The sequence below is a fragment of the Kitasatospora sp. NPDC059722 genome (assembly GCF_042733235.1).
In the GTDB taxonomy this organism is placed as follows: Bacteria; Actinomycetota; Actinomycetes; order Streptomycetales; family Streptomycetaceae; genus Kitasatospora.
Genome location: NZ_JBHWGD010000021.1, coordinates 23832 through 41344, shown reverse-complemented (window position 1 = coordinate 41344; position 17513 = coordinate 23832). Strand labels below are relative to the sequence as shown.

Annotated in this window: 13 protein-coding genes; 6 read left to right on the top strand and 7 right to left on the bottom strand. The window is 74.0% G+C overall.

What is annotated here, in order from left to right; translation table 11 throughout:
* Positions 1 to 97: 97 nt before the first annotated feature.
* Together ACFV4F_RS16330 and ACFV4F_RS16325 are read left to right on the top strand one after the other, a co-directional pair.
* On the top strand, positions 98 to 808 hold the full coding sequence (locus tag ACFV4F_RS16330) for a spermidine synthase (protein WP_380442179.1): 711 nt from the start codon (positions 98 to 100) through the stop codon (positions 806 to 808).
* Positions 809 to 871: 63 nt separating this feature from the next.
* A complete protein-coding gene (locus ACFV4F_RS16325) occupies positions 872 to 1891 on the top strand; it encodes a TetR/AcrR family transcriptional regulator C-terminal domain-containing protein (RefSeq protein WP_380442177.1) in 1020 nt (339 codons plus the stop codon).
* Between the two features lie 126 nt (positions 1892 to 2017).
* Here the strand turns inward: ACFV4F_RS16325 and ACFV4F_RS16320 are convergent, their stop codons facing one another.
* The 3 genes from ACFV4F_RS16320 to ACFV4F_RS16310 all read right to left on the bottom strand — a co-directional run bounded on the left by ACFV4F_RS16320 (position 2018) and on the right by ACFV4F_RS16310 (position 5596).
* Positions 2018 to 3994, bottom strand: a complete 1977-nt coding sequence (locus ACFV4F_RS16320) for a hypothetical protein (protein ID WP_380503013.1) — start codon at positions 3992 to 3994, stop codon at positions 2018 to 2020.
* Between the two features lie 177 nt (positions 3995 to 4171).
* The gene (locus tag ACFV4F_RS16315; RefSeq protein ID WP_380442171.1) at positions 4172 to 5038 is read right to left on the bottom strand and encodes a TetR/AcrR family transcriptional regulator; all 867 of its coding nucleotides are present in this window, start codon (positions 5036 to 5038) and stop codon (positions 4172 to 4174) included.
* Positions 5039 to 5071: 33 nt separating this feature from the next.
* Positions 5072 to 5596, bottom strand: coding sequence for an NUDIX hydrolase (locus tag ACFV4F_RS16310; RefSeq protein WP_380503011.1), 525 nt, complete (start codon positions 5594 to 5596; stop codon positions 5072 to 5074).
* A 128-nt stretch (positions 5597 to 5724) separates the two neighbouring features.
* On the opposite strand from ACFV4F_RS16310, the gene ACFV4F_RS16305 reads away from it, so the two are divergent.
* Positions 5725 to 6948 carry a serine hydrolase domain-containing protein gene (locus tag ACFV4F_RS16305; protein WP_380442167.1) on the top strand — a complete coding sequence of 408 codons (1224 nt, stop codon included), beginning with the start codon at positions 5725 to 5727 and terminating at the stop codon, positions 6946 to 6948.
* Positions 6949 to 7003: 55 nt separating this feature from the next.
* Here the strand turns inward: ACFV4F_RS16305 and ACFV4F_RS16300 are convergent, their stop codons facing one another.
* The 3 genes from ACFV4F_RS16300 to ACFV4F_RS16290 form a co-directional block, all read right to left on the bottom strand.
* Positions 7004 to 7327, bottom strand: a complete 324-nt coding sequence (locus ACFV4F_RS16300) for a nuclear transport factor 2 family protein (protein WP_380442165.1) — start codon at positions 7325 to 7327, stop codon at positions 7004 to 7006.
* 309 nt (positions 7328 to 7636) lie between these two features.
* Positions 7637 to 9160, bottom strand: coding sequence for an aldehyde dehydrogenase family protein (locus ACFV4F_RS16295; protein ID WP_380503008.1), 1524 nt, complete (start codon positions 9158 to 9160; stop codon positions 7637 to 7639).
* Positions 9161 to 9660: 500 nt separating this feature from the next.
* Positions 9661 to 10608: a hypothetical protein gene (locus ACFV4F_RS16290; RefSeq protein ID WP_380503005.1), complete on the bottom strand. Its 948-nt coding sequence runs from the start codon at positions 10606 to 10608 to the stop codon at positions 9661 to 9663.
* A 297-nt stretch (positions 10609 to 10905) separates the two neighbouring features.
* Here ACFV4F_RS16290 and ACFV4F_RS16285 point away from each other — a divergent pair, with 297 nt between their 5' ends.
* Together ACFV4F_RS16285 and ACFV4F_RS16280 are read left to right on the top strand one after the other, a co-directional pair.
* A complete protein-coding gene (locus tag ACFV4F_RS16285; protein WP_380442158.1) occupies positions 10906 to 13968 on the top strand; it encodes an ATP-binding protein in 3063 nt (1020 codons plus the stop codon).
* A 296-nt stretch (positions 13969 to 14264) separates the two neighbouring features.
* Positions 14265 to 15329 carry an aldose epimerase family protein gene (locus tag ACFV4F_RS16280; RefSeq protein ID WP_380503003.1) on the top strand — a complete coding sequence of 355 codons (1065 nt, stop codon included), beginning with the start codon at positions 14265 to 14267 and terminating at the stop codon, positions 15327 to 15329.
* Here the strand turns inward: ACFV4F_RS16280 and ACFV4F_RS16275 are convergent.
* A complete protein-coding gene (locus ACFV4F_RS16275) occupies positions 15326 to 15847 on the bottom strand; it encodes a GNAT family N-acetyltransferase (protein ID WP_380442154.1) in 522 nt (173 codons plus the stop codon). The genes ACFV4F_RS16280 and ACFV4F_RS16275 overlap by 4 nt on opposite strands.
* Before the next feature lie 309 nt (positions 15848 to 16156).
* Here ACFV4F_RS16275 and ACFV4F_RS16270 point away from each other — a divergent pair, with 309 nt between their 5' ends.
* Positions 16157 to 17434 (top strand): extracellular solute-binding protein, encoded by a 1278-nt coding sequence (locus ACFV4F_RS16270; protein WP_380442152.1) that lies wholly within the window; start codon positions 16157 to 16159, stop codon positions 17432 to 17434.
* Positions 17435 to 17513 lie beyond the last annotated feature (79 nt).

Here is a 17513-nt window from a genome sequence, read left to right as displayed (position 1 = left end):
GGAAAACGGCTGCTGGCACGGTGACGACCTTGGGTATTGTCGGGCGGGTAGTGGTCCTGCGGGACCGTCCCGCACCCGAGTCCGCCGAGGAACGCGCATGCCGACCGCACTGCCCGAACGGAACGACCGCGACGCCGTGGTCACGCTCGACCGGCGCGAGGGTCCGTTCGGCGAGGTGGTGCTGCGCCGGCGCGGGCCGGACTTCGAGATCATCGCCAACGGCTGCTTCCTGATGGACACCGCCGACGGCCGCTCGGAGCGGCTGCTGATCCAGGCCGCGCTCGACGAGCTCGACCGCGCGGGCGGAGCCGCCGGGCGGCCGTCCGTGCTGATCGGCGGGCTCGGCGTCGGCTTCTCGCTCGCCTACGCGGTCGCCGAGCCGCGCTGGGGGCGGATCGCGATCGTCGAGCGCGAGACCGCGATCATCGACTGGCACCGGACCGGGCCGCTCGGCGCCTTCTCCGGCGGCGCGCTGGAGGACGAGCGGGTCGAGGTGCTCCACACCGACCTGCTGGAGTACCTCGCCGCCGCCGACGGCGAGCGGTACGACGCGCTGTGCCTCGACATCGACAACGGGCCGGACTGGACCGTCACCGACGGCAACGCGCCCCTGTACGGGGCCGACGGGCTCGCGGTGCTGTGGCACCGGCTCCGGCCGGGCGGGGTGCTGGCGGTCTGGAGCGCCCAGCCCTCGGCGGCGTTCGACGAGGCGCTGCGGGCGGCGGGGTTCTCGGACGTCGCTTCGCACGAGGTCCCCGTCTCCCGGGGAGTGCCGGACGTGGTGCACCTGGCGCGGCGCGCGGGCTGATCCGGCTCGGGTCGGTCGGGGTCCGATCGTTCGTTTCGGTGCTGTGGGGCTGAGGAGTTGGGCATGGCGGAGGACGGGACGCCGTCGGGGCGGATCTTGGCGGAGCTCCGACGGCGGATCGCCTCGGGGGAGTTGGCGCCGGGGGAGCGCGTGCCGTCCACCAGGGCGATCACCCGGGAGTGGGGGGTCGCGATGGCCACGGCCACCAAGGTGCTGAGCCGGCTGCGGGAGGAAGGGCTGGTCCGGGCGGTGCCCGGGGTCGGGACGGTGGTGGCGGGGGCTCCTGTTGCTGCTGGTCCGTCGGCCGCCCCCGCGGCTCCGGGCGGCTCGACCGGACCTTCGGGGACGGCTGTTGCGCGGCGGGCGGCGCGGGGTGGGGACCGGGTCGCGGAGCGGGGTGGAGACCGGGAGCTGTCCCGGGAGCGGATCGTCACGACGGCCGTGCGGGTGGCGGACGAGGAGGGGATCGCGGCGCTGTCGATGCGGCGCATCGCGACCGACCTCGGTGTGGCGACGATGTCGCTCTACCGCCATGTGCCGGGCAAGGACGAGCTGTTGAGGCTCATGACGGACCGGGTCTTCGGCGAGGAGCCGCTGCCCGATCCGCTGCCGGCGGGGTGGCGGGAGGCGCTGGAGACGGTCGCCCGGTTGCAGTGGCGGATCTACCGGCGGCACCCGTGGCTGGCGGGCACGATGTCGTTCACCCGGCCGGTGCTGGCGCCGGACGCGGCCGTGCACACCGAGCGCACGTTGGCCGCGCTCGCCGGACTGGGGCTGGGCGTCGAGGAGATGGCCCAGGCGTCGGTCACGCTGGCGGCCTTCGTGTGCGGGCTGGCGGTGCACTTCGAGCGGGAGGCGCAGGCCGTCCAGGACAGCGGGATGTCCGCGGACGAGTGGATGGACCGCCAGGACGGCGAGGAGCGGGACCAGCTGATGGCGGACCCGGAGCGGTTCCCGATGTTCGACGCGCTGAACCGGGGGCCGGAGATCGACATGAGCCTGGACGCGCTGTTCGCGTTCGGGGTGGCGCGCATGCTCGACGGGATCGGCGCGGTGATCGCCCGGCGGTCGGGCGGGGGCTGACGGGCGACGGCGGACAGGTGACAGCGAACAGATGACAACTAACAGATTTCAGCGAACGAAATCTGAAATCTGTTAGTTGTCAGTTGTCATCCGTCTGCTCGCCGCCGTCTGCCCGCCGCCGTCGGCTCAGCCGAACGGCCGGGCCTCCGGCATCGGGGGCGTGGCCGGGGTGTCGGCGCCGGAGCGGGTGCCGTCCGGGGCCTCGCCCGGGAGGGGCGGGAGGGTTTCCGGGGCGAAGGGGTTGAAGTCCGGCGGGGGCACCCGCACGGGCGTGCCCCGGAGGGCCGGGTCGCCGTCCGGCCCGTCCTCGTCGTCCGTCGGCGGGTGCCCCGGGCCGTCGACCTGGGCGGGGATGCGCGGCGGGACCGACGGCGGCGGCGGGACGGGCGGACGCTGGGGCGCGAGCGTGGTGCCGAAGGGGTCGCTCGGCTCGTCGGCCACCACCGTGCCGAACGGGTCGGTGGCCACGGCGGGCGCGCCGTCTGGGGCCTCGCCCGGGAGGGGCGGGAGGGTTTCCGGGGCGAAGGGGTTGAAGTTCGGCGGGGGCACCCGGACGGGCGTGCCGCGGAGGGCCGGGTCGCTGTCCGGCTCGTTCTCCTCGCGTTCCGCCTCGCGCTCCTCGTCAGGCTCGTTCTCGCCCTGCTCGTTCCGGTCCGGCGCGTCGGCGATCGCCGCGAAGGGGTTGAAGTCCGGCGGGGGCCCGGCCGCCGGGGTGCCCCGCAGTGCGGGGTCGTCCTCGGCCGCGGGCACGGCCGTCGCGTCGGCGAGCGCGGCGAACGGGTTGTGGTCCAGAGGCACGGCCGCCTCCCGCTCGGCGGGCACAGGCACAGGCACAGGCAGAGGCAGGGGTACGGGAGTGGGTACGCCCGGCGTGCCGTCCCACCCGAACTGGACGCTATTCAGCAGCTCCGCGAACGCCTCCGTGTACAGGTCCCAGTCCTCCGGCTGCGCCGTGGAGAGCTGGACGCAGAGCACCGACGCACCGTCCGGCAGCGGGACGAACGCCTCGACGACCGAGGTGACCACCCAGCGTCGCTGCCCGTCGGCGGCCAGCGCCCCGGGCACGGGCACCGTCCTGCCCTCGACCAGGACGGCGGCCGGCCCGGCCGGCAGCAGGACCGTCCACACCTCGGCGTGCCGGCGGACGGTGGCGAGTTCGGTGGCGAGCGCCGTGATCGGCAGCGGGTGCCGGGCGAGCGAGACGACCAGGGTGGCCTCGGTGGTGCGGCCGTCCGCCTCCAGGGCGCAGACGCCCGCGTAAACGGCGCCCGCGGCGTGGACCACGTCGGCGAGGGCGGCCGTGATGACGGCGAAGTCGCGGCGTGGGCCGGGGCCGGAGGCGCTGAACAGTTCCTCGGCGACCTCGGCCAGGTGTCCGGTCAGCCCGTCGGCGGCCGCGGCGACGGCCCGGTCGGCGCCGTGGCCGTCCGCTCCGTCCGGCGTTCCGTCCGGCGTCGCGCCCAGCGGCGGCACCGCGCGGGACGAGACGCCCGCGGGGCCGTCGGGAGAGGTCAGGGGGTGGAAGCCGGGCGGCACGACCAGGCGGACCTCGGTGCCGGCGCCGGTGGCCAGCTCGACGGGCAGTCGGGTCTGCTGACCGCCCGCCAGCGCCGCCAGAGCGGGCGCGAACGGCGGGCGCAGCTTGGGGTCGGCGATCTCGCCGGTGACGGGCAGCTGGAAGAGCGCGGCGGAGGCGGTGCCGCGGTCGGCGGTCGTGCCGCGCACCGCGCCGCCGCCGTAGCGGGCGAGGAGCGCGGTGACGGCCCGTTCCGCGACCGGCGCGCCGGTGCCGGGGCGGGCCGTTCCGGCGGTCACGACGGTGCCGAGCCGGTCGACGGCGGCGTGCACCGGTCCGTTGGGCGCCAGCGGCAGGCCGAACAGTTCCTCGGCGGCCGGGTGCCGCTCCGACGACCCGCGCGACCCGCGCCGCGGGTCGAGCGAGGCCACCGGGTGACGGGAGGTGCGTCCGTCGAGGAGGGCGTCGGTGAGGGTGGAGAGGGTCGCGCTGACCTGCTCCGCGGCGGCGAAGGGGTTGGCCTCCGCGGTGGACCGGTCGTCGAACCGGCCGCCGAACTGGCTGTCGAACTGGCCGTCCTGGGTCAACTGTTGAGCCCCCCGCTCTGGTGCGTCCGCGGTCGGTGTCCGGGTGGTCAGGGCGCGCGCCCGGTGGCATGCCGCCGGGGTCCGCGGCTGTTCCCGGCCGTGGTCATTCCTATCAGAGCCCACCGTCGGGGCAGAACCGGCGGCCGTCCTGCGGACCACCGGCCAAGCCGGGGCCGGCTACTCCGTGGCCTGCGCCGACGGCCCGTCGGCGACGGGCTGAGCGGGCGGAGCGGCGAGCGCCCCGAGCGCCTCGGTGATCCCGGGCACGGCGAGCAGTCCGGCGAGGTCGTGCACGAGGCGCCCGGTCGGCCCGTCCGGCCGTTCGTCGGCGAGGAACGACGCGAGCTCGGCGCCGAGGGCCGGTTCCCGGGCGGCGGTGAGGACCAGCGCGGCGACGAACTCCTGCACCAGGTGCAGCTGCAGCTCCTCCAGCGGCACCGAGCGCTCGGCCAGCCATTCGAGCGAGGTGATCTCCGCGTTGGCGATCCAGGCGCGGACGGTCAGCCGCAGCCCCGGGCTCGGGTCGGGGATGGCGAGGTGGCCGAGGATCTGGTCGTGGGCGGCCCGCCGGACCTCGTCGATCACCGCCGAGGTGCCCGCGCTGGCGGCCACCGAGCCGCCGCGCAGCAGCGCCGCGAAGCCGGGTCCGTGGCTCTGGACGAAGTCCAGGTAGCGCCCCATCACGCGAAAGAGGCGTTCGGACAGCGGCCCCTCGGGGGGTTCCTCGAAGCGTCCGGCGAGTTCGCGCCCGGCCCGGCGCAGCGACTCCTCGTACAGCGCCTGCTTGCCGGGGAAGTAGTGGTAGACCAGCGGCCGGGAGGCGCCCGCGGCGGCGGCGATGTCGTCGATCGACACCTCCTCCGGCGGGCGGACGCTGAAGAGCTCCAGCGCGACGGCGATCAGCTGCTCGCGCCGCTCGTCGACGCTCAGCCGGCGGCGCGGGCGCTCGCCCGCCGCGGCGGGCGCGGCGGGCGCCGGGGTCCGGTCCGGGCCGGCGGTCCGTCCGGTGCGGGCGGCCGTCGGCGACGGCGTACGGGAGGCCATGCGCGCCACCTTATCCGGCGGGCGCAACGGGCCCTATGCGGCGCGGAAGTCCAGGTAGCGGCGGTAGGCCTCGCGGCCGTCGGGGACGAAGTCGTCGCGGGCGAGGCGCGCGTCGAGTTCGGCGGGGGTCAGCCAGTCGTGCCAGGCGACCTCGGACTCCTGCGGGGAGACCGGGCCGTCCCACTCGGCCTCGTACATGTCGCACCACCAGGACAGGTGGTCCTGCCGGAAGAGGAACTTGAACAGCGGGCGCGGGGCGATGCCGCTCACGCCCAGTTCCTCCTCGGCCTCGCGGACGGCCGCCTCGCCGTACGTCTCGCCGGAGCCGACGACGCCGCCGACGAACATGTCGTACGCGCCCGGGGCGAAGAGCTTGGTGTCGGTGCGCCGGTGGACGAAGATCCGCCCGGCCGGGTCGCGGACCAGGATGAAGACGCACCGGTGGGTCAGGCCCCGCCGGTACACCTCCCCGCGCACCGCGGTTCCGATCACCCGGTCGTGCTCGTCGACGACGTCCAGCAGCTCTTCGGCGGGGTTCACTGGGGCAGGGTTGGTCATGACGGACAGGTTAGGGTTTCCGGGCCCGGTTCGAACGCGGGCGCGAACACATTCGGACACGTGCAGAGACATGTACGGACAGGTGCGGTCGGGCCCGATCGGGCCGGACGAGCTGAGGACGGCGCGCGATGACGGAGATCTGGGGCGAGACGGCCGAGGGCTTCGAGCCGGTGCGGGAGGCCTTCGCGCGGAACTTCCGCGACTACGGCGAGCTCGGCGCCGCCTTCGCGCTGTACGTGCGCGGCCGCAAGGTGGTCGACCTGTGGGGCGGCGACGCCCGGCCCGAGGTCGGCGGCCGGCCCGCGCCCGCCGTCGCCTGGACGGCGGACACCGCGCAGGTGCTGCGCTCGGTCACCAAGGGCCTGACCGCGACCACCGCCCTCCTGCTCGCCGAGCGGGGCGAGCTCGACCTGGACGCGCCGGTGGCCTCCTACTGGCCCGAGTTCGCGGCGGCCGGCAAGGGCGGGGTGCCGGTGAGCTGGCTGCTCTCGCACCAGGCCGGGGTGCCCGCGCTGGACGTGCCGCTGCGCCTGGAGGACGTGCTGACCTGGGAGCGGGCGGCCGCGGCGGTGGCCGCGCAGGAGCCCGCCTGGGAGCCCGGCACCGCGCACGGCTACCACCCGTACACCTTCGGCTGGCTGGTCGGCGAGGTGGTGCGGCGGGCGAGCGGGCGCACCGTGGGCCGGTACTTCGCCGAGGAGATCGCCCGGCCGCTCGGCCTGGACCTGTGGATCGGGCTGCCGGCCGGCGCGGCGCCGCGTGTCGGCCGGCTGGTGGACCTGCCCGCCCCCGAGGCGGCCAGGACCGGGCCGAGCGGGCTGCGGCTGCGGCCCAAGCAGTCCGTCCGGGACGCCTACCAGGACCCGTCCTCGCTGACCGCCCGCTCGTTCGCCTCGGTGCGTCCGGGAGTGGACCTCAACGACCCGGCGGTGCAGGCCGCCGAGATCCCCGGGGCCGGCGGTATCGGGACGGCCCGTTCGCTGGCCCGGTTCTACGCGGCCCTGGTCGGGGCGGCGGACCGGCACGACGGCTCGGGCGGCACGCTCGCTCCGCTGCTCGGGCCGCAGGTGCTGGCCCGGGCGGTCGGCCCGGCGGTGAGCGGCCCGGACCGGGTGCTGATCGTCAACTCCACGTTCGGCCTGGGCTTCTGGCGGCACGGCCCGACGGCGCCGATGGCGTCCCGGGCGAGCTTCGGGCACCCGGGCCGGGGCGGCTCGCTGGGCTTCGCCGACCCGGATCTCGGGCTCGGTTTCGGTTACGTCACCAACGGGATGCAGCCGGGCGTGACCGGGGATATCCGCTCGCGCAACCTCATCCGCGCCGTGCGCGGGTGCCTGGGGCTCGACGGGTAGCGGGCCGGCCGGCGCTCGGGTCCGGCCGGCGGCGCCCGGGCCCGGCCGGTGCCGCTCAGGCCTGGCCGGTCTCGAAGCGGCTGATCTTCCCGCCCTGGACGGTGAACCGCCAGGCCGTGCGCATCTCGCCCCAGGTCGCGTTGGTGAAGTCGGCGACGAGGGCGTGGCCGTCGTTCGACTCGGTCCGCACGTCCATGTGTCCGTTCGGCTCGAAGATCTCCCGGTCGATCCACTGCATCAGGTCGCGGTCGGAGCCGTCGTCGGACATGGTGGCGTCCGGGGTGAGGGTGGCGAGGAAGGCGGCGCGGTCGTTCGCGTTGATCGCGGCGACGAAGGCGCGCACGGTGGGGTCGGAGAGCTTGGCGGGGGAGATGGTCATCGGGGCTCCCGGGTTGGAAGTGACGGGAGCCCCTGTGTACGACGTTCGCCGGGCGGGTCCGGGCATGTCGGCGGCGCGTCGGCGAAATTCACGCATTCATGTGCTTGGATCAACAAATGGGCGATTTGGTGGTATTTGCCCTGATGTCACGGGGAGTGGCAGCGGATCGGGAGACCGGCAGCGGTCTCCCGACCCGCGACGACTTCGGCCGCCGAAGGACCTGGCCGTGATCCTTGGCCGTGGTTCCTGGCCGTGGTTCCTGACCGAGATCCCTGGTCGGGAGGCCTGTCGGGAGGCCTGTCGGGAGGCCTAGAAGAAGCCGACCTCGTCGGGCGAGTAGCTGACCAGCAGGTTCTTGGTCTGCTGGTAGTGCTCCAGCAGCGCCTTGTGGGTCTCCCGGCCGATGCCGGAGTTCTTGTAGCCGCCGAAGGCCGCGTGGGCCGGGTAGGCGTGGTAGCAGTTGGTCCAGACGCGGCCGGCCTGGATGGCGCGGCCGGCGCGGTGGGCGGTGTTGAGGTCGCGCGTCCAGACGCCCGCGCCGAGGCCGTACTGGGTGTCGTTGGCGAGCGCGACGCCCTCGGCGAAGTCGTCGAAGCGGGTGACGGAGACCACCGGGCCGAAGATCTCCTCCTGGAAGACCCGCATCCGGTTGTCGCCCTCGAAGACCGTCGGCGTCACGTAGTACCCGCCGGCCAGGGCGCCGCCGAGGTCGGCCTGCTCGCCGCCGGCGAGCACCTTGGCGCCCTCGGCGCGGCCGATGTCGAAGTAGGAGAGGATCTTCTTGAGCTGCTCGGCGCTGGCCTGCGCGCCGACCTGGGTCTCGGTGTCGAGCGGGTTGCCCTGGCGCATCGCGCGCACCCGCTCCAGGCCGTCGGCGAGCAGGCGCTCGTAGACCGAGGACTGGATCAGCGCCCGGCTCGGGCAGGTGCACACCTCGCCCTGGTTGAGGGCGAACATCGCGAAGCCCTCGACGGCCTTGCCGTAGAAGGCGTCGGTGGCGTCGGCGACGTCCTCGAAGAACACGTTGGGGCTCTTGCCGCCGAGCTCCAGCGAGACCGGGATCAGGTTGTCGCTGGCGGCGCGGGAGATGAGCCGGCCGGTGCTGGTCTCGCCGGTGAAGGCGATCTTGCGGATGCGGGGGCTGGCCGCGAGCGGGGCGCCGGCCTCCTCGCCGAAGCCCGTCACGATGTTGACGATGCCGGGCGGCAGCAGGTCCGCGGTGAGCTCGGCGAGCAGCAGGACGGAGGCCGGGGTCTGCTCGGCGGGCTTGAGGACGACGGCGTTGCCGGCCGCGATCGCCGGGGCGAGCTTCCATATCGCCATCAGGATCGGGAAGTTCCACGGGATGATCTGGCCGACCACGCCCAGCGGCTCGTGGAAGTGGTACGCGACGGTGTCCTCGTCCAGCTGGGAGATGCCGCCCTCCTGGGCGCGCAGCGCGCCGGCGAAGTAGCGCAGGTGGTCGACGGCGAGCGGGAGGTCGGCGGCGAGGGTCTCGCGCACCGGCTTGCCGTTCTCCCAGCTCTCCGCGACGGCCAGCCGCTCCAGGTTCGCCTCCATCCGGTCGGCCAGGCGCAGGAGCACCTGGGCGCGCTCGGCGGCGGACGTGCGCCCCCAGGCGGGCGCGGCGGCGTGGGCGGCGTCCAGGGCGGCCTCGATGTCCTCGGCGGTGCCGCGGGCGACCTCGGTGAAGACCTCCCCGGTGACCGGGGTCGGGTTCCCGAAGTACTCGCCCCGCACCGGCGGCACCCAGTCGCCGCCGATCCAGTGCTCGTAGCGCGGACGGTAGGCGACGATGCTGTCGGGGGTGCCGGGCGGCTGGTAGACCGTCATGCTCTGGTGTCTCCTCGCGACGTCGGGCGCTGCCCGTGTCCTGTCCTGCGGCCGGGCGGCGGGCCGGACCGCACGGTTCGGGAGCGGTCCGGCGGGAGGGATGTGAACGCGCGCTCGCGGCGGGGCCCGCCGGGGCGCCCGCCGCCGAGCACGATAGTCGCGACGGCGCGGCGCGGCTACGGTCCGTACGGAACTCGTGTACGGAGGGTGCGCGTTCCGGCCGTTGTGGAGATCGCCGGGGCCCGGCCGCGCGCCTCGTGGTACCAGGGCGCGCGTCGCGTCGGGCGTCGGGTGCACGGGCTCCGGGGTGTCCGGAGCCCCGGGGCGCGGCGTCCCGGGGGCGGGGCCGCGTCGGACCGGGGCCGCCCTGCGGCGCCCCGCCGTCGGCGGGTGCGGCGCTGGGGGAGAGGCGGGCGGCCCTGGTGCGGTGCCGGTGGGTGTCCGGCGCCAGGCGGAGCGGTCGGACGGCGCGGTGTCTGACGCAGTCTGACGGAGTGGCGTCAGACGGAGTGGTAGCGGCCCGTGCGGGACTCCCAGTACTGGTAGCCGGCCAGCCAGGTGAGCAGCCCGTCGGCGTAGCGCTGGGCGATGCTCGCCTCGACCCGGGACAGGCCCAGCTCCCGGTAGACCTCGGGGAGCTGGGCGTGCAGCTCGCCGCAGCGCTCCACCATGATCTGCGCCTCGTCGAGGACCACCGCGCAGGCCTCCTCGGCCGAGCAGCGGCGTTCGCGCTGGACGATCAGCACGAGGTTGTTGACGTCGCCGCGCGGGGCCTCCAGCGGGAAGGACCGCACGTCGTTGCTCAACGAGGGTATGTCGGCGGCCAGTTGGCGCAGCTGGCGGAGCACCGGGTGGTGCAGGACGGCGGGCGGCACCTCGAACTGGCCGAGCCGTTCGACCATGTCGAAGATGGTCTCCATGGCCGCGGTGCCCCGCCGGAGCACGAGGTAGCCGGCCCGGTCCGGCGGGCGGGTGGAGATCCGGCCGGCGGCCTCGGCGGGGTGACTGGCCAGGTACCACTCCCAGTTGTAGGCGGCGCGGGCCTGCCAGCGGGCGGGCATGCCGCGCGCGCTGCGGTCCCAGAGGTCCGCGAACGCGGTCTCGACGGGGGAGCGCTGGTCGGCGCGCGCGCCGTGCAGGACCGCGATGAGCCGCTCGCAGATCGGGGCGACCTCGGTGGGTCGGCGGCCGAGCGGGCCGTCGAACTGGTCGTCGAAGAGGAAGTAGAACCCCATCAGGTCGGCCGCGAGGGCGAGTTCGTCCGGTCCGGCGTCCGGGTAGCCCAGGGCGGCGAGCTCGACGATCTCCCAGTGGGCGTACCCGGGGCGGTCGGCGTCGGCCAGCAGCGGGTGCCGGTGGAGCCAGTCGCGGTGCAGCGCGGCGGCGTGCGGGATGTGGGAACTGCGGCGGTGCGGGAACGGGATCTGAAGTGAGGTGTCGTCAGACATCGGACTCCCGGTGCAGCGGAGGGTGGGGGCGCTAACGGTTCGGACACGGCGTGTGGGGGGAGTTGACGCAGCGAGGCTCCGTGCGTGAGGGTGGCAGGACAAGATCATCTTCGCCTCGCGGGCCGTAGGGTATCTGATGTAATGATCGGACGTTAGGGATATAGGGCAATTGCCCTTGGCAAGCCGTCCGAACCCTCACCGTCCGTCTCAGCCTGCGCGAATGCCGCACGGCACGCCCCCCGCGGCGCTAACCTCGGCACACGACCAGGGAGTCAGCAGGAGCGGCGGAGGCATGACGTGACCGAGCAGGGCAACGGACTTCGGGCGGGAACCGGCCCCGGCCGGGACGGGGACGGCGCCGCTCCCCGGGTCAGGCTGCGCGACCGTGACGCGGAACTGCGCTCCGCCGAGACCGCCGTCGAAAAGCTGTGCCGCGAATTCGCCGCCGGCGGCACCGAGATCGGCGAACTCCTCACCATCTCCGGCCGCCCCGGCATCGGCAAGACCAGCCTGCTCCACGAGGTGCGGCGCACCGCCAAGCTCCGCGACGGCGCCACCGTGCTGTTCGCGCGCGGCGGCGAACAGCAGGTCAAGGAGCCCTACCACGTGCTGCGCCAGCTCCTGCAGCCCGCGCTCACCGGTCTCCCGCCGGCCGAGTTCCGGCAGGTCATGGGCACCTGGGAGGAGGTCGTCGGACCGGCCATGGGCCTCAAGCAGCCCAAGGCCGGCGCCCGCCGGCTCGACCCGCAGGGCGTGCGCGACGGACTGGACTACGTCCTCACCCAGCTCGCGCCCCGCAGCGCGCCCCTGGTGATGATCGTCGACGACCTGCACTGGGCCGACCTGGAATCCCTGTCCTGGCTCACCCAGTTCGCCGTCCGCGCACGCGAACTGCCCGTCCTGCTCGTCTTCGCGTTCCGCGAGGACGAACACGACTGGCAACCCGAAGCCCACCCCCACCACTCCACCGTCCTCAAGCTCGCCACCCGTCGGCACGAGCTCAACCGCCTCTCCCTCACTTCGGTCACGGACATCATCCGGGCGGAACTCGGCGAGAAGGCCGAGGACGCCTTCTGCTACGAGTTCTGGAACGTCGTCAACGGCAACCCCTACGAGGCCATCGCCCTGCTCGACCAGGTCCGCGACCAGGAGCTCGAACCGGTCGAGGAGAACTCCGTCCAACTGCGCGAACTCGCCGTCGACGCCAACGGGATGACCCTCAAGACCTGGCTCGACCGGCTCGGCGCCAGCACCCTGCGCTTCGCCTGGGCCTGCGCCATGCTCGGCACCGACATCCGGATCGACCTCGCGACCCGCATCTCCACCCAGAGCGCCGAGGGCGCCCGCGAGTCCATCAAGCAGCTCCGCAAGCAGCGCGTCCTCACCCAGACCCCCAACGGAAACCTGGAGTTCGTCCACCCGCTGATCGGCAGCTCGATCTACAACACCATGCCGGAGGCCACCCGCACCGGCATGCACGGCGTCGCCGCGGCCGAGATCGAGAACGCCGGGCTCGGCCTGCTCTCCGCCTCCCGCCACCTCGTCGAGACCTTCGCGGGCGAGGGCGACGACCGCACTGTGCGCAAGCTGCGCAAGGCCGCCGCCGAACACCTGCTCATCGGTGCCCCCGAAGCCGCCCAGCGCTGCCTGCACCGTGCCCTCAACGAGCCGCCCGCCGACGGCATCCGCGCCGAGGTGCTCTACGAACTCGGCTGCTCCGCGCTGCTCACCGACCCCGTCGCCACCGTCAACCAGCTCAAGCTCGCCCTCGACCCGGAGGAGGGGCCGCTGCGCCCCGAACTGCGGGTGGACGCCACGTTCCGGCTCTCCGAAGTGCTCGCGCACAGCGGCGAACTGCGCGAGGCCGCGCTGGTGTGCCAGGAGGAGGTCGCCGCCACCGACGACGCCGCGGGCCGGCTGCGGCTCCAGGCCGCCTCGTTCATGTGGCACGCCTTCCGCAAGTCCGAGGAGGACGGCCCCGGCCGCTCCCGGCGGCTCGGCGAGATGTGCGAGGGCCTCACCGGCCGCGAGCCCGCCGACCGCGCGGTCCTCGCGATGCGCGCCTGGGACCTCACCCTGCGCGGCAAGCCCTCCGTCGACGCGCTCGCCCACGCCGACGACGTCCTGGAGGCCGGCCGGCTGCCCAAGGGACTCGGCTGGACCGACAGCACCTGGGGCTTCGAGCTGCCCGCGATGCTCGGCCTCACCTACACGTACAACGACCGCATCGCCCAGGCCGAGCGGCTGTTCGCCGACGCCATCGTCCAGTTCGAGGTCGCCGGGTGGAGCGGTGCCCACCGGGGCTTCGCCTACTTCCTGATGGGCCTCGCCCGCTTCCGCCGCGGCCTGCTCGCCGAGGCCGAGGACTTCCTGCGCCGCGCCCTGCGCCTCTCCGAGCGGATCGCCCCCAAGCTGCCGCTCGCGTGGGACGCCGTCGGCGTGCTCGTCGACACCCTGCTCGCCCGCGGACGCGTCGAGGAGGCCTGGGACCTCGCCACCGGCTTCGGCTTCCAGCCGCCGTACCACGACACCGCGATGGTCCTGCCCGACGCGCCCTCCCTGTACGGCAAGCTGCTCGTCGCCAAGCGGCGCTACGCCGGCGCCGCCGCCGCGCTCACCGAGGCCGGCGCCCAGCTGGAGGCCCGCGGCTGGCACAACACCGTCTGGGCGCCGTGGGCCGGCCACCTCGCCATCGCCATCGCCCAGGACGAGCCCGACCGCGCCCGCGAGTACGCCCACAAGGCCGTCCGGGACGCCCGGACCTTCGGCACCGCCTCGGCGATCGGCACCGCGCTGCGGCTGCACGCCCAGATCGAGGACGGCCAGCAGGCGGTCGAGCTCCTGGAGCAGGCCGTGGCCTACCTCGGCCAGTCCCCGGCCGGCTACGAGCACGCCGTCGCGCTGGTCGAGCTCGGGGCGGCGCTGCGCCGGGTCGGGCGGCTGGAGGACGCCCAGGAGTACCTGTACCAGGGCATCGAGCTGGCCCAGCACTGCTCGGCCGAGGGCCTGGTCGAGCAGGCGCGCCGGGAGCTCGCCAACTACGGCCTGCGGCCCAACCGGCTGGGCGACTTCCGCGCCTCCCGCGAGGCGCTCAGCCAGCCGGAGTGGGACGTCGCCCAGCTGGCGCTGCGGGGCGTGCCGCCGCAGCGGATCGCCGACGAGCTCGGGCTGCAGCTGAGCCTGGTCAACCGGCGGCTGGCCGCGGTCTACCGCAAGGCGGGCAGCGGGCCGGACGGCCTGGCCACCGCGCTCGGGCTGCCGGGCCAGCCGCGTGCCACCCGGCCGACGTGGCCGACCACGCCGGCCCAGCCGACCCGGCCGGCCGGGGACGCGGAGCAGGAAGAGGCGGGCGACGCGTAGAGCGTGTCCTTCGGCTCGGGCCGCCGTCGCGGCCGGGCGTCCGCGTCCGGCGGACGGAAGCGCTCGGGCGGCGCGCGGGGGTTCGGGAGCGCCCCCGCGGCCGTTCCCGTCGTTAGGCTGACGCAGACCGGGGCGGCCACGGCCGGCTTCCTGACGGTATTCCCGGCCCACCCCCGTTCCACCCCGTCCCATCCCCGGTCGGTTCCCGGCCGGCCCCCCGGATCGACCCCCCGGATCGACCCCCGTTCGGCGCGACCGCGGCACCCGCCCCGGCCGCCAGTGAGGAGCAGCAGGGCATGGCGACTCAGGCCACCGGCGTGCGCCACGAACCCCTCGACGCCTCGGGCGCGGGCGCCGCGATCCAGCGCTGGACGCTCACCGCCGGCCCGTACGAGGCGAGCGTGCTCACCCTCGGCGCCACCCTGCACACCCTCACCGCGCCCGACCGCGCCGGCCGCCGTGCCCAACTCCTGCTCGCCACCGACGAACTGGCCCAGATCCTCGGCCCGGCCCGGCACTACGGCACCGTCGTCGGCCGCTACGCCAACCGGATCGACGGCTCGCGGATCACCATCGACGGCGAGGACCACCCGCTCGCCCCCACCGGCGGCGGCATGACCCTGCACGGCGGCCCCGACGGCTTCGCCAACCGGATGTGGGACGCCACCGGGATCCCGGGCGGCGTCGAACTGAGGCTGCACAGCCCGGACGGCGACCAGGGCTTCCCCGGCGCCCTCGACGTCACCGTCGCCTACACCCTCGACGCCGGCGGCGCGCTCACCATCGCCTACCGCGCCGTCACCACGAAACCGACCGTCGTCAACCTCACCAACCACGCCTACGTCAACCTCGCGGGTGAAGGCAGCGGCGACGTCCTCGGCCACCTGCTCACCCTCGACGCCGACGCCTACACCCCGGCCGACGAACGGCAGATCCCCACCGGGCGGATCGAACCCGTGGCCGGTACCCCGTTCGACTTCACGACGGCCCGGCCGATCGGCAAGTCCGTGCACGACGAGCACCCGCAGCTGACCGGGCCCGGCGGGTACGACCACAACTGGGTGCTGCGCCCGCGCCCGGCCGACGGCACCCCGGCCCGGGCGGCGCTGCTGGAGGACCCGGTCAGCGGGCGCGCCCTGGAGGTGCTGACCACCGAGCCGGGCGTCCAGGTCTACACGGCCAACAAGTTCCAGGGCGCGGTGACGGGCGCGAGCGGGGTGGCGTACGGGCCGTTCGCCGGGGTCGCGCTGGAGACGCAGCACTTCCCGGACTCGCCGCACCACCCGGACTTCCCCGGCACGGTGCTGCGCCCGGGGGAGGAGTTCCGCTCGACGACCGTCCTGCGCTTCGGGACGAACTAGTCGATGACCCCCTGGCGCGCCGGCAGGTCCCGGCGCATGCAGAGCCGGGGCCAGCGGTCGAGGCCGTGCTCGGCCTCCTGGCGGCGGATCTCCCGCAGGCCCGGCGTGAGTTCGCCGTCGGCGAGCGGGCGGAAGCCGCAGCGGGCGTAGTAGGGGGCGTTCCACGGGACGTCGGCGAACGTGGTGAGGGTGAGCGCGGGGGCGTCGGTGGTGGCGGCGAGGTGCTCGATCAGCGCGCGGCCGATGCCCCGGCGGGCGTGGCCGGGGTGCACCGAGACCTGCTCGACGTGGCACGCGCCGTCGACCGGTTCGGCGAGCAGGTAGGCGATGGGGCGGTCGCCGTCGTCGACCGCGACGAGGGCGGTGCCGTCCGTCAGGTAGCGGGCGAGTTCCCCGGGGGCCGGGGGTTCGTCCTCGGCGATCTCCGGCATGCCGATGGCGGCGAACGGGGCTCCGGCGGCCCGTTCCAGCTCGCACAGCAGGGGCAGTTCGTCCTTCACGGCTGGTCTGATGCGCATGCCACCCAGTGTCCTGCAAGCGGCTTTCCGCCACGCAGGGTGGTGTTCCAGGCCACAGGCCGGTGGAGCGGAACGGTCAAAGCCGGACATAGTCGGGCGCTGTCCACTACCGTGCGGCAACATCCAGGACACGCGGCTGTAACGATCGCCGTTTCTTGCAGAAAGTTTCTGCAAGGGGTTTCCGTGACGTTTCGCCCGCTGTTAACTTCCTTCCAGCCCGACGGCAGCGAAGGTGCAGTCGGCACGAGGCAGCCATTATGCGCCTGTCTCCGAACATCTCGGGCACCCCCACCCTCCCAAGGAGTTCTCATGCGGCGTGGCATCGCGGCCTCTGCCCTCGTTGTGGCCCTCGCGGTCTCGATGGCTGCCTGTGGCAGCAGCGGCTCCAGCTCGGACGGCAAGGCCGACGGGCCGGTCACCCTCACGTACTGGGACACCTCGAACGCCACCAACGAGGCGCCGAACTACCAGGAACTGGTCAAGAAGTTCGAGGCGGCCAACCCGACCGTCAAGGTCGACTTCGTCAACGTGCCGTTCGACCAGGCGCAGAACAAGCTGCAGACCGCCATGGGGGCCAAGGGCGCGCCCGACGTGTTCCGCTCCGAGGTCGGCTGGACCGCCGCCTTCGCCAAGGCCGGCTACCTGGAGCCGCTCGACGGCACCCCGGCCGCCGCCGACACCTCCGCCTTCCAGCCCAGCCTCGTCCAGCAGGCCAAGTACGACGGCAAGCTGTACGGCGTCCCGCTGGTCACCGACACCCTGGGCCTGCTCTACAACAAGGACCTCTTCGCCAAGGCCGGGATCACCGACGCCCCGAAGACCTGGGACGAGCTCAAGGCCGACGCCGCCACGATCAAGGACAAGGACGGCGTCGACGGCTTCTGGCTGAAGGCCGCCGACGGCTACTACGCGATGCCGTTCCTGTTCGGCGAGGGCACCGACACCGTCGACGCCGCTGGCAAGAAGATCACCATCACCTCGCCCGAGGCCGTCAAGGGCATCGAGACCTACAAGTCGATGTTCACCTCGCCCGGCACCGCCAAGGCCGACGTCACCACCGACGCCTACGCCCACATGATGGACGCCTTCAACAGCGGCAAGGTCGCGGCGATCATCCAGGGCCCCTGGGAGATCACCAACATCTACAAGGGCTCCGCCTTCGCCGACAAGAAGAACCTCGGCATCGCCGCCGTCCCGGCCGGCTCCAGCGGCAAGGCCGGCGCCCCGACCGGCGGCCACAACATCTCCGTCTACGCCGGCTCCGACGCCGCCCACAAGGCCGCCGCCGAGAAGTTCGCGGCCTTCATGACCTCGGCCGAGAGCCAGGCGTTCATCGCGCAGAAGAACTCCACCCTGCCGACCCGCTCCGACGCCTTCACCGCCGACGTCAAGGCCGACCCGGGCATCGCCGGCTTCCAGGCCGTCCTCGCCAGCGCCAAGCCGCGCCCCGAACTGCCCGAGTACAGCTCGCTGTTCGCCTCGCTCGGCACCAACCTCGGCAAGGCCGTCCAGGGCACCAGCACCCAGGACGCGCTGAACACCGTCGCCACCGACTACGCCAAGCTCCTCCCGGGCTTCGCCAAGTAGCCGTCAGCCGCCCGGCCCGCCGCGGGTGAGGGACACCCCCACGTCCCTCACCCCGGCGGGCCCGGCGGCCGGACCCGCT